Annotated in this window: 17 protein-coding genes, 1 tRNA gene and 1 pseudogene; 4 read left to right on the top strand and 15 right to left on the bottom strand. The window is 38.1% G+C overall.

The window, feature by feature from the left end:
• Positions 1–43: 43 nt before the first annotated feature.
• Entirely contained in the window at positions 44–739 is a 696-nt protein-coding gene (locus GMD4S_RS01665; RefSeq protein ID WP_001238360.1) for a YoaK family protein, read from the bottom strand.
• A 155-nt stretch (positions 740–894) separates the two neighbouring features.
• Here GMD4S_RS01665 and GMD4S_RS01660 point away from each other — a divergent pair, with 155 nt between their 5' ends.
• Positions 895–1,872 carry a Gfo/Idh/MocA family protein gene (locus tag GMD4S_RS01660; RefSeq protein ID WP_000915852.1) on the top strand — a complete coding sequence of 326 codons (978 nt, stop codon included), beginning with the start codon at positions 895–897 and terminating at the stop codon, positions 1,870–1,872.
• Positions 1,869–2,951, top strand: a complete 1,083-nt coding sequence (locus GMD4S_RS01655) for a DEAD/DEAH box helicase (protein ID WP_000850559.1) — start codon at positions 1,869–1,871, stop codon at positions 2,949–2,951. Before GMD4S_RS01660 ends, GMD4S_RS01655 begins: the two co-directional genes overlap by 4 nt.
• A gap of 24 nt (positions 2,952–2,975) precedes the next feature.
• Here the strand turns inward: GMD4S_RS01655 and GMD4S_RS01650 are convergent, their stop codons facing one another.
• Positions 2,976–3,353: a DUF1934 domain-containing protein gene (locus GMD4S_RS01650; RefSeq protein ID WP_008279073.1), complete on the bottom strand. Its 378-nt coding sequence runs from the start codon at positions 3,351–3,353 to the stop codon at positions 2,976–2,978.
• A gap of 71 nt (positions 3,354–3,424) precedes the next feature.
• On the opposite strand from GMD4S_RS01650, the gene GMD4S_RS01645 reads away from it, so the two are divergent.
• Both GMD4S_RS01645 and yidA read left to right on the top strand, forming a co-directional pair.
• Positions 3,425–4,732 (top strand): HD domain-containing protein, encoded by a 1,308-nt coding sequence (locus GMD4S_RS01645; RefSeq protein WP_001003532.1) that lies wholly within the window; start codon positions 3,425–3,427, stop codon positions 4,730–4,732.
• Positions 4,733–4,741: 9 nt separating this feature from the next.
• A complete protein-coding gene (yidA, locus tag GMD4S_RS01640) occupies positions 4,742–5,548 on the top strand; it encodes a sugar-phosphatase (protein ID WP_000023482.1) in 807 nt (268 codons plus the stop codon).
• Between the two features lie 100 nt (positions 5,549–5,648).
• Here the strand turns inward: yidA and GMD4S_RS01635 are convergent, their stop codons facing one another.
• The 13 genes and pseudogenes from GMD4S_RS01635 to GMD4S_RS01575 form a co-directional block, all read right to left on the bottom strand.
• Entirely contained in the window at positions 5,649–6,125 is a 477-nt protein-coding gene (locus tag GMD4S_RS01635) for an Imm6 family immunity protein (protein WP_000958200.1), read from the bottom strand.
• Positions 6,126–6,157: 32 nt separating this feature from the next.
• Positions 6,158–6,652 (bottom strand): Imm6 family immunity protein, encoded by a 495-nt coding sequence (locus tag GMD4S_RS01630; RefSeq protein ID WP_000999424.1) that lies wholly within the window; start codon positions 6,650–6,652, stop codon positions 6,158–6,160.
• 56 nt (positions 6,653–6,708) lie between these two features.
• On the bottom strand, positions 6,709–7,035 hold the full coding sequence (locus tag GMD4S_RS01625) for a hypothetical protein (RefSeq protein WP_000879673.1): 327 nt from the start codon (positions 7,033–7,035) through the stop codon (positions 6,709–6,711).
• 155 nt (positions 7,036–7,190) lie between these two features.
• A complete protein-coding gene (locus tag GMD4S_RS01620) occupies positions 7,191–8,144 on the bottom strand; it encodes a hypothetical protein (RefSeq protein ID WP_000920280.1) in 954 nt (317 codons plus the stop codon).
• A 91-nt stretch (positions 8,145–8,235) separates the two neighbouring features.
• Positions 8,236–8,916, bottom strand: a complete 681-nt coding sequence (locus GMD4S_RS01615; RefSeq protein WP_000662241.1) for a hypothetical protein — start codon at positions 8,914–8,916, stop codon at positions 8,236–8,238.
• 62 nt (positions 8,917–8,978) lie between these two features.
• Positions 8,979–9,554 carry a DUF6572 domain-containing protein gene (locus tag GMD4S_RS01610; RefSeq protein WP_000165997.1) on the bottom strand — a complete coding sequence of 192 codons (576 nt, stop codon included), beginning with the start codon at positions 9,552–9,554 and terminating at the stop codon, positions 8,979–8,981.
• Between the two features lie 41 nt (positions 9,555–9,595).
• On the bottom strand, positions 9,596–10,150 hold the full coding sequence (locus GMD4S_RS01605) for an NAD glycohydrolase inhibitor (protein ID WP_000708259.1): 555 nt from the start codon (positions 10,148–10,150) through the stop codon (positions 9,596–9,598).
• Positions 10,151–10,315: pseudogene (locus GMD4S_RS13480) on the bottom strand (hypothetical protein); the annotation flags it as partial.
• An 86-nt stretch (positions 10,316–10,401) separates the two neighbouring features.
• Positions 10,402–11,061: a DUF6572 domain-containing protein gene (locus GMD4S_RS01600; protein WP_000443989.1), complete on the bottom strand. Its 660-nt coding sequence runs from the start codon at positions 11,059–11,061 to the stop codon at positions 10,402–10,404.
• Between the two features lie 76 nt (positions 11,062–11,137).
• Positions 11,138–11,569 (bottom strand): hypothetical protein, encoded by a 432-nt coding sequence (locus tag GMD4S_RS01595; RefSeq protein WP_008278436.1) that lies wholly within the window; start codon positions 11,567–11,569, stop codon positions 11,138–11,140.
• A 727-nt stretch (positions 11,570–12,296) separates the two neighbouring features.
• Complete coding sequence (locus tag GMD4S_RS01585; RefSeq protein ID WP_000805164.1) at positions 12,297–12,719, bottom strand: hypothetical protein; 423 nt, start codon at positions 12,717–12,719, stop codon at positions 12,297–12,299.
• Positions 12,720–12,731: 12 nt separating this feature from the next.
• On the bottom strand, positions 12,732–13,154 hold the full coding sequence (locus GMD4S_RS01580) for a hypothetical protein (RefSeq protein ID WP_000805166.1): 423 nt from the start codon (positions 13,152–13,154) through the stop codon (positions 12,732–12,734).
• A 212-nt stretch (positions 13,155–13,366) separates the two neighbouring features.
• A tRNA-Arg gene (locus tag GMD4S_RS01575) sits at positions 13,367–13,438 on the bottom strand.
• Between the last annotated feature and the right edge of the window lie 34 nt (positions 13,439–13,472).

The following is a 13,472-nucleotide window of genomic DNA, read 5'->3' as shown; positions in this document are numbered from 1 at the left end:
ACTCTTCAAGTATAGCATATCTTCTTTTTTCTTACAAGCGAAATCAATCAAATTTAAGCTTTTTCTTTCCTTTTTTTCTCCAAGAAGCAAAAAGCATACTGAAGTAAAAGATACTCATCATAAGAGGAACACCTAGAATTGTCTTCTCCTGATAGTAAATCGTCAAATAAGCTGAAAAAACAACTCCGAAGACAAAACTGCTAAGCAAGCTAACAAAAATCAATCCCTCTCGTAGGAAAGGCGTATGCTTGGTCCGGAAATAATCTCCAAAAGCCAACATGGTACGTTTGATATTCCCTGTCATAAAAGCATTATTATAGGCAATCCCTGACACTTCTCCAAAGGCTGTTGTCACCAGTCCCATACAAAAGGCTAAGGGCGGTACGAGATAGATATTATCAACCGATTGCGGCACAAAGCCTATAATTAGGGACAGGACTGCAAGAGGAATCAAGGACAAAATCGGCTTTTTAACAATTCGAAGTTTTTCCTTATATAATGTCAGAAAAAAGACACCCATCATAAAGGACAACAAGGTCATTACTTTGGCACTGGCATCCGAGACATTCTGCTGAATGAGTCCTACAGAAAGAAAAACCACATTCCCAGTTTGTCCAGCCACAAGGGTGTTCCCTCGCACGATAAAAGTATAAGCATCGACATATCCTGCACAAAAAGTCAAAAAAAGCGCTAGTCGCTTAGACTGACGTGATATTTTTCTTATTGGTAATAATCTCATTTTCTCCCCCTTTTCATTTCATCTACCTATCTAAATATTGTACCACTTTCTCTAAGAAATGCGTACTCCATTTGAAAATTTTTACCATCTGTTGGATAGTCCTTCTTTTCTATGTTATAATGAAGGAAGGATTTGAAGTCGGAAAAGGAGTATTTATGCTTAAATTAGGTATCATCGGAACAGGGGCTATCAGCCATCATTTCATAGAAGCAGCCCATGCTAGCGGAGAATACCAGCTGGTTGCAGTCTATTCTAGAAAACGAGAAACTGCCGCAACCTTTGCTTCTCGCTATGAAAATATCCAACTCTTTGATCAATTAGAAGACTTCTTTAAGTCTTCCTTTGATGTAGTCTATATCGCCAGTCCAAACTCCTTGCATTTTGTTCAAGCCAGGGCTGCCTTGTCTGCTGGTAAGCACGTCATTCTTGAAAAGCCAGCTGTCACTCAGCCACAAGAATGGCTGAATTTGAGACAGACAGCTAAGAAAAATCACTGTTTTATCTTTGAGGCAGCTCGTAATTACCACGAGGAAGCCTTTACCACTATCAAGAATTTTTTGGCAGACAAGCAAATTTGGGGAGCAGATTTCAACTATGCCAAGTATTCTTCCAAGATGCCTGACTTATTGGCTGGACAGACGCCAAATGTCTTTTCAGATCGTTTTGCTGGTGGAGCCCTTATGGATTTGGGGATTTATCCTCTCTACGCTGCCATTCGCCTCTTTGGAAAGGCTCAAGACGCGATTTATCAAGCTCAACAGCTTGACAATAGCATTGACCTGAATGGAGACGGTATCCTCTTCTACCCTGACTTTCAAGTTCATATCAAAGCTGGGAAAAACATCACTTCCAATCTTCCTTGTGAGATTTACACAGCAGATGGAACCTTGACCCTTAACACGATTGAACATGTCCGCTCAGCTATTTTTAGCGACCACCAAGGAAATCAAGTTCAACTCCCTATCCAACAGGCTCCTCATACGATGACTGAGGAAGTTGCTGCGTTTGCTCAGATGATCCAGCAACCAGACCAGACGATCTACCAGACTTGGCTGGATGATGCAAGCTCTATTCATGAGCTACTATATACTATGCGCCAGACTGCTGGCATTAGATTTGAGGCAGAAAAATGAAAACCAAACTACCGACTGAATGGCAGGAATTGAGTGACCAACTCGGTTTCCAGGAATTTACTCCCATTCAAATTCAACTATTTGAACCCATCCTTGCTGGAGAAAACATACTGGGAGTGAGCCCAACAGGAACTGGTAAGACGCTAGCTTATTTACTCCCAAGTCTTCTCAGACTACAAAAGAAAAAAGCCCAACAACTCTTGATCCTAGCACCAAATACAGAACTTGCTGGACAGATTTTTGACGTGTGTAAAACGTGGGCGGAAGCCATCGGTTTGACCGCTCAGCTCTTCTTATCAGGTTCGAGTCAGAAACGCCAGATTGAACGACTCAAAAAAGGACCAGAAATTCTGATTGGAACACCTGGCCGTATCTTTGAGTTGATTAAATTGAAAAAAATCAAGATGATGAATGTGGAAACCATCATCCTGGATGAATTTGACCAATTACTCGATGATTCTCAGATTCACTTTGTTGAGAAAATTACTCACTACGCACCTCGTGACCACCAACTCGTCTACATGAGTGCGACGACCAAGTTTGACCAAGAGAAGATTGCACCAAACACGCGCACCATTGATCTCTCTGATCAAAAACTGGACAACATCCAACACTTCTATATGCAGGTAGACCAACGTCACCGTGTGGATATGCTACGAAAACTAGCTCATGTTGAGGATTTCCGCGGACTAGTTTTCTTTAATAGCCTGTCAGATCTTGGAAGTGCGGAGGAAAAACTACAGTATCGGGATATCTTAGCTGTTTCCCTCGCTAGCGATGTCAATGTGAAATATCGAAAAGTCATCTTAGAAAAGTTTAAAGATAAGCAACTAACCCTGCTCCTTGCAACTGACCTTCTGGCTCGTGGAATTGATATAGATAGCCTAGAATGTGTCGTAAACTTCGACGTCCCTAGAGATATGGAAACTTACACCCACCGCGCTGGCCGTACAGGTCGCATGGGTAAAGAGGGCTATGTTATTACTCTCGTAACCCATCCTGAAGAACTTAAAAAACTCAAGAAATTCGCAAGTGTGCGTGAAATTGTTCTAAAAAATCAAGAACTCTATATCAAATAAGGTTGGCATTCGCCAACCTTTTTCTTATTCCCAAGTAATTTCTAATTGATAGCTGGCAAAGGAGTGTCCCTCTTGATTTTGCAGTTGATAGGCGAGCTCAATCTTTTGCCCATCCAGTTCATAGTGATTCGTTTGAATGATAAACTCCTGCATCCCCATTGGAGTCGGAATATAGGCTAAACTATCACTATCCTTTAGAAATCTCATAATAGTCTTCGGATTGGAAAAACGGGTCATCACCAGTTCTTGACCATGAAACTTGAGAACCACTTTTTCTTTTTCCTCATTATAAAAAAGCAGATAGCTATAATCCCCTTTTTCACGCACTTCAACGTCATAAAGCTGGTCAATCACTTCCAACTGCTCATCAAACTGAATCCTATTTCGCATCCGAATCTTCACATCAAATCCTCTTTCATGTCTCTTGTCCTACTATTTTACCAAAAAGAGCAGGATTTTGCTATAATGGTCATATGAATGAAAAAGTATTCCGTGACCCAGTTCACAACTACATCCACGTCAATAATCAGGTCATATACGACTTGATCAATACAAAAGAATTTCAACGTCTTCGCCGTATCAAACAGCTAGGGACTTCCAGTTATACCTTCCATGGTGGGGAGCACAGTCGCTTTTCCCACTGTTTGGGGGTCTATGAGATTGCACGACGCATCACAGAGATTTTTGAAGAAAAATATCCTAAAGAATGGGATCCTGCTGAGTCTCTCTTGACTATGACCGCTGCACTCCTTCATGACCTTGGGCATGGTGCTTACTCGCATACTTTTGAACATCTCTTTGATACAGACCACGAAGCCATCACTCAGGAAATTATCCAAAGTCCTGAGACAGAGATTCACCAAGTCCTGCTACAAGTAGCGCCAGACTTTCCTGAAAAAGTGGCTAGTGTCATCGACCATACCTACCCTAACAAACAGGTCGTACAGCTCATTTCCAGTCAGATTGATGCAGACCGCATGGACTATCTCTTGCGCGACTCTTATTTTACAGGAGCATCTTATGGGGAATTTGACCTGACTCGCATCCTTCGAGTCATTCGTCCAGTCGAAAATGGTATCGCCTTTCAGCGCAATGGCATGCACGCCATCGAAGACTATGTTCTCAGTCGCTACCAGATGTATATGCAGGTTTATTTCCACCCAGCAACACGGGCCATGGAGGTTCTCCTACAAAATCTCCTCAAACGCGCCAAGGAACTCTATCCTGAAGACAAGGACTTCTTTGCACGCACTTCTCCACATTTGCTACCTTTTTTTGAAAAGAAAGTTACTCTATCTGACTATCTGGCACTTGATGACGGCGTGATGAATACCTACTTCCAACTCTGGATGACCAGTCCTGACAAGATACTAGCCGACTTGTCACAACGTTTTGTCAACCGCAAGGTCTTTAAATCCATTACTTTTTCAGAAAAAGACCAAGACCAACTCGCAACCATGAGACAGCTGGTTGAAGAAATCGGCTTTGATCCAGACTACTATACTGCTATTCATAAGAACTTTGACCTCCCTTATGATATCTATCGTCCCGAATCTGAAAATCCACGGACACAGATTGAGATTCTACAGAAAAATGGTGAACTGGCAGAACTCTCTAGCCTGTCTCCTATCGTCCAATCTCTTGCTGGCAGCCGCCACGGAGACAATCGTTTCTATTTTCCAAAAGAAATGTTGGACCAAAACAGCATCTTCGCAAGCGTTACCCAGCAATTTTTACACTTGATTGAGAACGATCATTTTACCCCAAATAAGAACGAATAGAGGAAATTTATGAGTATTAAACTAATCGCCGTCGATATCGATGGTACCCTGGTTAACAGTAAAAAGGAAATCACTCCGGAAGTCTTTTCTGCCATCCAAGATGCCAAAGAAGCTGGTGTCAAAGTCGTAATTGCAACGGGTCGTCCTATCGCAGGTGTTGCCAAACTTCTGGACGACTTGCAATTGAGAGACGAGGGTGACTATGTCGTAACCTTCAATGGTGCCCTTGTTCAAGAAACTGCTACTGCCCATGAGATTATCAGCGAATCCTTGACCTATGAGGATTATCTGGATATGGAATTTCTCAGTCGCAAGCTCGGTGTCCACATGCACGCTATTACCAAGGACGGTATCTATACTGCCAATCGCAATATCGGAAAGTACACGGTGCACGAATCAACCCTCGTCAGCATGCCCATCTTCTACCGCACCCCTGAAGAAATGGCTGACAAGGAAATCGTCAAGTGTATGTTTATCGATGAACCGGAAATTCTCGATGCTGCGATTGAAAAGATACCAGCAGAATTTTACGAGCGCTACTCCATCAACAAATCTGCTCCTTTCTACCTCGAACTCCTTAAAAAGAATATAGACAAGGGTTCAGCTATTACCCATCTAGCTGAAAAACTCGGATTGACCAAAGATGAAACCATGGCGATCGGTGACGAAGAGAATGACCGCGCCATGCTGGAAGTCGTTGGCAACCCCGTTGTCATGGAAAATGGAAATCCAGAACTCAAAAAAATCGCCAAATACATCACCAAAACAAACGACGAATCCGGCGTCGCCCATGCTATCCGTACGTGGGTACTGTAAAATGCTTAAGGATAGAAAATAAACGACACCCCAAAAGTAGAGATGAGACTCTAACTTCTGGGGTGTTCTTTTTGATTTTTCGCCAAACCTTCTAATCAAATCATCTAAATAATCCCAGTCTATCTAGTTCTTTTAGGGCGGATTCTCTTGATGGGTATGGATTTCTATTGATGAAAATTTTTACTGTTTCGACGTGATGATAAAGATCCATGCTGATTTCTTTTAAATTATCAATAAAGACATCAAGTAGTTCTGGTTCAATGTTCTCTAAGGGAGAAGGAAGCTCTTTCTTATTTTCAAACTCAAAAGCTTCTTTAGCAGTCACACCTATTACATAACTAATGTTGTCCCACAAGAGACCATTCGCTTCATTTTCATCTAATTGCATGTAGATAAATATTCCACTGAAGTCTGTCCCATCATCTAAAAGGCGATAAAGTTCCTCTCCCCTTTTATCTCTATTCTCCAAAAAACTCCAACATGCATCCAAGGCGGTTCGAATATGTGAAGTATATTCTGTTTCCATACGATTCGCAATTGCCTCAGCAAAAATCAACATAAAATAACTAGTAAGCATATCCTCTCCTGATCTATGCTTGAACGAATGGCCTATTCGTTCTCATCAGATAAAAATAGTGGTCCAAAGTAGTTTTTAACGAGATCATCCTTTAGATATCCTTCTAATTCTGGTCCAGTTATTTGTGAAATAAGTTCCCTATTTTCAGCTAGAATTTGTTTGTAACTTAAGGAAAGAACCTCAAGTATGTCCTCGTCGACACTTTCAATCGTTTGTGGTAGGTAGATTTCTTCCGAAGCAATATATGAATAGTGACAAACTAAAACAAAGAAATTAGCGATACAGTTCCATACTAGTGGATTGGTTTTCTTATCCAATACCTGAAATGTCAAGATATCCTGCTCGTCTATATTTTCCAGTCGATTATATAAAATATCTGGGCAAAAATCACTCTCTTTATCAAGCTCCTGTTTTGAAAGTTTTAAGGAATCAAGGACAAACTCCTGATATTCTTTCTCACTGATAAGATCTACAAGACCGTACATCAACTCCTGTAAGAAGCGCAATAAATTTCTATTATCATTCATCAGTTTTCCTTCTATTACTAAAAACTAACTTGGTGATCCACTGAAAAACGTGGCACTCACTCTTCCTCTTCAAACATCAGAGCATCCAGTTCTTCTCTCTCTGCCGCAATCTCTTCAAAAGTAGAAATAAGATTATTTACTATTTCTAAGGTGATAATACCAGTCGAATCCCTCATCGTAACCTTGGTCCCAATAGCACTCAACTCACGGATGAGTTCTCTAACCTTTTTCAATTCATCCAAATCTAACATGTCTACTTCTATCACCGTGTCATGATCTTTGATTCTGGATTGGATTAAAGAAAAAGGCAAGGATGAATGGTTTCTTAACAACTTATAGGTCCCTGACTTGTCACCTATAGAATCAATAAAAATAGCTAGCATCGTTTTTACTCCTTTATACTTGAAAACATCAGTATCCCATGTCTACAAGGAAAAGATATAAGCTTGAATCTCCTCTATCATGCATCGATTTGTCGTTCTTACTCTTATGGCTTGAAGCCATAAAGATAAAGCAAGCATAATAGCTTGCTTGAAAGTTAAGGAATTAAAAATTGATTTTCATAATCTTTTGGGAGTTCATAAGATATTTCTCCATTACTATTACCAAATCGACTTTGATTAAAAATTGGAAATAGCTTGGAGTCGTACACAGTTTTTATAACAAAACGTTCTCTTTCAAAACTAATAGTTGCAGCTACTGAGGGATCCTTAAAAACTGATTGTTCCCCTTGGGAATGCAAGCGAACGTTTATAGTAGCTACTTCTTCAGGATATTTCTCAAATCTAACATCAAAACTAATGTCGCTACCTGTCGAAGGAATGTACATTTGATATTCACTTACACTGATACTTTGAATCTTTCCTAATTTCTGTTCCAATTCTGGGTCGTTTCTATACAGGTCTGTTTGGATAGCTAGTTTGAAATTTTCCTCATGTTCTTGTAGCCATCTGTTAAGATTACGAATCATAATTTCTTTTTCAACTTGCCTGGAGGCATCCTTGCTCTTGCGATCAAGTTTATTCATAGTTTCAGTCAATTTATCTTGCTCTCGCTTCCAATCCCACGAGGGGTCACTTGATACCTCTACTACTGATAAGTACCATCTCCTCATAGTTTCAGGAGATTTATAAGGATTGGGTTTTATAAATGTAAAAGGACCTATACCAGCATCAGGAAAGTATAATTCTACTTTCATTGACTGCTTGCGATTATTATTAGCATAGGCTGTAAAGGAAATATGATAATTTCCACCTACATCTCCACCATTATCAAAGCCTCCCCTCGCAGAACCTGGTAAAAGCGTCACTGACTTTATATATTGCCCTTGACTGTCTATGTCTGCAATAATTTCGCTTTTGATAGAATCCGCATGATCATGAATAAACTTACCAGTGTTCCCAATCGGTATCCTAATTAACAAATATGACAAACCAATAATAATAAAGGGAACGGAAATTGCAAGGAATATCCACTTGTTCGATTTTAACATAATATCTCCTGATGCTCATTAAAAATCAGTTATAAAACAGCTTTTATAGTGCTTTACCTTTCAACCCGACGGTTCCTTTTTTCAATTTCATTCATTGATTATCCTCCCGTTGTTTAAATATAGTTAAATCTATTTGAACAGCCTCATCCCTAGATTCCATTAGTATTGAAATTCCATAGATTGTTCCACTAGAGTACCTTACTCTGATTCTACAGGTTGTATCCTCTGGCATATCGTACTTATTTTTAAGATATTTATAGAGGTCAGAATGATTTTCTGGTTCATAGATAATATCACGAAGCTCTGTTTCTGCACTCTTAAAGGTTTCTTTTATATTCAAGGAAGCGAAATAATCTCTTTGTACTACCAAATTAAGAATTTCTTCATCATATAAAGGAGTTACCTCCGACCCATAATTTAACTTCCCATTAGAGTAAGTAACAGGAACTGTTTCTTTATTATCCCCAATTTTTATTGTATAGTCACCCTTAATGTCAGATTGGCTAGTATCTAAGAATACTTTATAATCCTTTACTACGTTTCCACTCTCTATATAAATACTATTTTTGTAAAGCTTTAATCCATTAAACTCCTTCTTGTCTTGCTCTAAAAATTTAAATATAGGTTCAAACGTTTTTTCAAATTCGTACTGTTCCTTTGTTCTGTTTTTGGGAATGGTCTCACCACCCAAACTACATCCAGTCAGTGTATAAAGAGTCAGGACCATTAACATCACACTAACAACCCAAAATAAGCGTTTATTTTCCTTCATCTCTTTCTCCTAAACATTCTATGCCTATTATAACATAAAAAAGAGCGTTTCCGCTCCCTTTATCACTCAGGTAATTCTACCTTCAAAATCATATCCGTTGGTTGTAATACCTTCTGAACAGCTGCGAGAAAGGCTAGTCCATTATCCGATGGAGAATATTGGAAGGTGATATGGATGACTTTTTTATCAAAGCTATCGCCATATCGATCCACATACTGCTTACTTTCGAGGAAGTAGATATAGTTGTTGAGTTTTTCTTGCAGTTTCAACAAATGTTCTTCTTCAGTATCTGGAAGCCAAAGATTGCCATCTATTAATAAAAGTTCCAAGTCTGTGTCACTCGTTCCGATTGCATCAATTTCTGAAACATCTAACTGAATAAGAGATTCTTTTATCCAAAATGTCGTTTTTATCAAACGATAAAGTCGATCTATTGCATCACTTTCATTTTTAAATTCGTCTCTTATCCAGATATCTTGGCGCTCATTAACCTCATATACTTTATATTGACTAGATTTCTCATCGTAATAGTATCCCAAAGTAAATTGACCTCCATATCGCTCATCAAGCGCAATATGAAATATCCCCATCTTATCTCTATGTTGATTAATGAAATTTACCAGTTCTTGTTTTGTCATTTAAAATTCCTCCACAACTCTCACATTCAATATGGCGTTTGCTATAGCTCCACTACCTTAGGTGGATTGTAGTATTTTTCCTTGAATTCCTTAAGAATCTTCTCTACCTTTTCTTCATCACACTGTCTGTATAACGGACTACGGTCTAATACATTACATAGTCTTTCATAGGTATAAGTACGTTTCTGTTCATCTGATAATTTTGAAATACTTTCTATAATATTTCTTACCAACTCATCTGTTTCAATAACAAAGGGAAGGCTTGTATATCTTCTTAAACGACTGCCTTGCATAGAAATATAATCAGTTACCTTATCTAATTTGACTAGGTCAACCGATAAACTAAAATCTTTCAAGATATCAAAGGTTCTGCGCGCTATATCCCTGTCACCTTCTGCATACAGAGGGAATAAGCAATATTCCATCAATACACTAATATCTGTACTATCCACTTCATAAGAATCCCGTTCTCGTATACGATATTTTGCATCTGTGCCTAAAAAGGCTTCTTCCTCTTTTCCTTCTCTCATCACATTACGATAAAAATTAATAAAAGATTGATAATCTTTAGGCTCTGGTAATTCATATATTTTCATTTAGTTACTCCATTGATTAATTCTAAAAATTCCTTCAATTTGCTCAATTTTATTAGTGCCTGGTTCATAGACGCGTGGATTTTTGATTTCATAATAGCCTTGACGTTCAATCGCAGATAGAAAATCATCGTAAGAATGCCCCTTTGTGTCAATCGTTGGCATAAGTAGTTCGCTATTTAGAAATGCTAAATAATCTTTTTATAAATATAGTCTCATTATACCACAAAAAGAGAGCGTTTCCGCTCCCTTTTTTACTCTGGCAATTCTACCTTCAAGATCATATCCGTCGGTTGCAATACCTGCTGAACAGCTGCGAGGAAGGCTAAGCCATTATCAGATGGAGAATACTGGAATGTGATATGGATGACTTTTTTGTCAAATTGATCACCATATCGCTCCACATACTGCTTACTTTCGAGGAAGTGAATGTAATTATTCATTTTTTCTTGCAGAATTTCCAGATGGACTGCTTCTATCTCTTCCTCCCAGCCAACTGGATCAACTAGAAGAAGTTCCAAATGATTATCAACTATACCAATTGCATCAAGTTCGCTAGGTTCCAGTTCTGAAACAATGGCTTGAGTGACAATTTGTTTAAATTCCTCTGCTGTAAAAAGACGACGAGTATTTCCTGGGTTTTTTAAAATAAAAGAAGGATGATTTTCGATGAAGAGCTTACCAGACTCATCTTGTGTATACTGCTTTTTAGATTTCCAAAAACCATAATCTGCATAATTCATCAACTCTTTACCAGTATGTTCTCCCGACATATAACTATCTGCAGCTTCTTTGGGGATTTCTTGAACTACTTCTGGCATGGTAATATTAAAAGTTGGATAACGCAAGAAATACTTATCACCATCTTGACAAATTTCCAACATATCTTTTTGACTTACATAAATTGATTCCATTCTTATCTCCTTTGTCTTTTACCAAATGTCTATATTTATTCCCTATTTTGAGGCTGTTTATATGAAGTCATCCTCTTTACCATAAAGGCCAGCGCCCCGTTTCAGCATAAATCATGACTTCGTATGCTCCCCTAGAAGATTCAAATGCTCTATCCATCAGTTCTTTAGTAATAGGATAGCGAACTTCTGGCCCCATGGCTCCTCCAACTTCTTTAAAGAAGCTAATTTCGTAATAACCATCTGTCTCATATACAATAAATCCATTGCCTCTATGTACAATCGTATCCGATTGATTACAATCTTCTAACTCATCTGCTTTAGGCCAACGATGATGTTCACAATAAAACATTACTTCTAAAGAATCTTTTTCTGATTTTGAAACACGTTCTGCTAATTCCTGGCTAATGGGAAAGTTAAGCACTTCTTTCCCTCTACTCCACAGAATCTCATAATCCTTATTGTTTTTTAATACCGTACAATTTTTGTATTGCAGCATTTCTATTGTCATATACATCGACTTTCTTTACTTTTTTAATTCTTCTCTATCATAGGCAAAAAAGATCTAGTTGGTGCGAGCATTTCTTATCAAGCTCCCCATGATCTTCTTTCGCTTGTGCAAATTATTGGCTAAACACAAATAGACAATAAACAAAAGCATCGAGTGGAAAAATAATGGCAAAAAACTAGGATATAACAGGAATACGACTAAAGATACTAACAAACTAATAAAGCTACCACGAATTACGGAAGAAACAACAGCTCCACTTTTCTTTACTACTTCTAGGAATTCTAAGTACTCCAAATCTGTAAATAGAGCCGGATACAAATCCAAATCTTTCTTAAAATAGACATCCAGCAATTTCCCGAAAAGTAAGGAAAGACAAGAGAATAAAACCAAATAAAGATACTTGTGAGCAGATATACTAAAGATTGTTAATCCATTCAGAAATCTGATAAAAGGAAGAAATAGCAATACCAGAGAAAGAATAACGTACTGTTGACTCTTAGAAGTTCTTTCTGGAATCGAAAAAAACAATTTCTTTGTCTTTAAGTCATAGTAAACTAATTTGTTCTTAAACTCTCCTAGATGAACTAGTCCAGTATAATGTTTATTCTTTTCTATCATTTCCACTCCCTTTCTAACCATAATCAAATGATATAAGCTTTTTCATAGCTTCAGTGAACTGGATTAGAGCTCTCTAATATCTGGAATTCAGTTTCATTATATATCTCTTTTACTTGAGTAGCGATACATAATCATCTGGAAGTTTGCCTCTCCAGTCAATCCACATTTGCACAGCAATTGGAATTAATCTTTCAAGCTCTTCCTGAGTAAATAACTCTCTAGTTTCAGGTAAATCAATTAATGATGTCGGACTCTCTTCTATAAATCGTTTCTCACTAGCTTTCTTTTCTTCTTCCGTCGGTGGCCAACAATCGTTTTGAACCTTCCAAGATATTTCAAGTAGAGTCCGTTCTCCACTCTCTAGTAAGGTAAATAATTCTTGTGGTAATTCATAGACAACTAACCAAGAAGCTACGGTTCCCTCTTCTGAAACTAAATAATACTTGTTATCATTTCTCCAGATGGATTTTCCGTAACCTTTTACTTCTTCGAATTGGATAACATCTTCCCATTGTAGTTTTGTTGGTTTCATTTTATACCTTCCTTACTTAAGTGGTGATACATAATCATCTGGAAATTTGCCTTCAGATTCGATCCAAATCGTCTCTGCAATAGGCATTAACTCTTTTAATTCTTCTTGTGTAAAAAGTAATTGATTTTTCGGATTAGCTATCAGTATCTTTGGTCGTTCTTTGGCTCTTCCTCTTTTTATTTTATTGATTTCTTCTTCCATCGGTGGCCAACGATCGTGCTTAATCTTCCAAGATATTTCGAGTAGCGATCTCTCTCCACTTTCTAATAAGGCAAACAGCTCATTTGGTAATTTATAAACTACACGCTGAGGGGCAATTCCTCCCTCCTCATCAACATAATAAAGATGATTACCATCTCTCCAGATATGCTGACCGTAACCTTTTACCTCTTCAAATTGGATAACATCTTCCCATTGTAGTTTTGTTGGTTTCATTTGTATTTTCCCTTTTCTTATAACCCTTTCAGACTAAACTAGTAGAGCACTCATAATCTTTTTTATTTGGTATTCCAACATGATAGAACTACCTTAAAAATCAATGTTAACGTTTCCCATTATTATACCATACAAGCGCTTGATATGAGGGGTTTGCTAGTTAAAAACTAACAAAAAAACACTAGCTATCCAGTGTTTTGTTTCTAGTTTACTGCCCCCTGCAGGAATCGAACCTGCAACTACTCCTTAGGAGGGAGTTGTTATATCCATTGAACTAAGGGAGCTAGAGAAAAACCCTGCTGGGTGAGCAGAGTTTTT

This window comes from Streptococcus sp. GMD4S, assembly GCF_000296955.1.
This window is presented reverse-complemented; position numbering and strand designations above follow the sequence as displayed.

Excerpts from the sequence above, each read along its gene's own strand:
- GMD4S_RS01665 (WP_001238360.1), bottom strand. The coding sequence starts at position 739 with ATGAGATTATTACCAATAAGAAAAATATCACGTCAGTCTAAGCGACTA.
- GMD4S_RS01660 (WP_000915852.1), top strand. The coding sequence starts at position 895 with ATGCTTAAATTAGGTATCATCGGAACAGGGGCTATCAGCCATCATTTC.
- GMD4S_RS01655 (WP_000850559.1), top strand. The coding sequence starts at position 1,869 with ATGAAAACCAAACTACCGACTGAATGGCAGGAATTGAGTGACCAACTC.
- GMD4S_RS01645 (WP_001003532.1), top strand. The coding sequence starts at position 3,425 with ATGAATGAAAAAGTATTCCGTGACCCAGTTCACAACTACATCCACGTC.
- yidA (WP_000023482.1), top strand. The coding sequence starts at position 4,742 with ATGAGTATTAAACTAATCGCCGTCGATATCGATGGTACCCTGGTTAAC.
- GMD4S_RS01635 (WP_000958200.1), bottom strand. The coding sequence starts at position 6,125 with ATGCTTACTAGTTATTTTATGTTGATTTTTGCTGAGGCAATTGCGAAT.
- GMD4S_RS01630 (WP_000999424.1), bottom strand. The coding sequence starts at position 6,652 with ATGAATGATAATAGAAATTTATTGCGCTTCTTACAGGAGTTGATGTAC.
- GMD4S_RS01625 (WP_000879673.1), bottom strand. The coding sequence starts at position 7,035 with ATGCTAGCTATTTTTATTGATTCTATAGGTGACAAGTCAGGGACCTAT.
- GMD4S_RS01620 (WP_000920280.1), bottom strand. The coding sequence starts at position 8,144 with ATGTTAAAATCGAACAAGTGGATATTCCTTGCAATTTCCGTTCCCTTT.
- GMD4S_RS01615 (WP_000662241.1), bottom strand. The coding sequence starts at position 8,916 with ATGAAGGAAAATAAACGCTTATTTTGGGTTGTTAGTGTGATGTTAATG.
- GMD4S_RS01610 (WP_000165997.1), bottom strand. The coding sequence starts at position 9,554 with ATGACAAAACAAGAACTGGTAAATTTCATTAATCAACATAGAGATAAG.
- GMD4S_RS01605 (WP_000708259.1), bottom strand. The coding sequence starts at position 10,150 with ATGAAAATATATGAATTACCAGAGCCTAAAGATTATCAATCTTTTATT.
- GMD4S_RS01600 (WP_000443989.1), bottom strand. The coding sequence starts at position 11,061 with ATGGAATCAATTTATGTAAGTCAAAAAGATATGTTGGAAATTTGTCAA.
- GMD4S_RS01595 (WP_008278436.1), bottom strand. The coding sequence starts at position 11,569 with ATGACAATAGAAATGCTGCAATACAAAAATTGTACGGTATTAAAAAAC.
- GMD4S_RS01585 (WP_000805164.1), bottom strand. The coding sequence starts at position 12,719 with ATGAAACCAACAAAACTACAATGGGAAGATGTTATCCAATTCGAAGAA.
- GMD4S_RS01580 (WP_000805166.1), bottom strand. The coding sequence starts at position 13,154 with ATGAAACCAACAAAACTACAATGGGAAGATGTTATCCAATTTGAAGAG.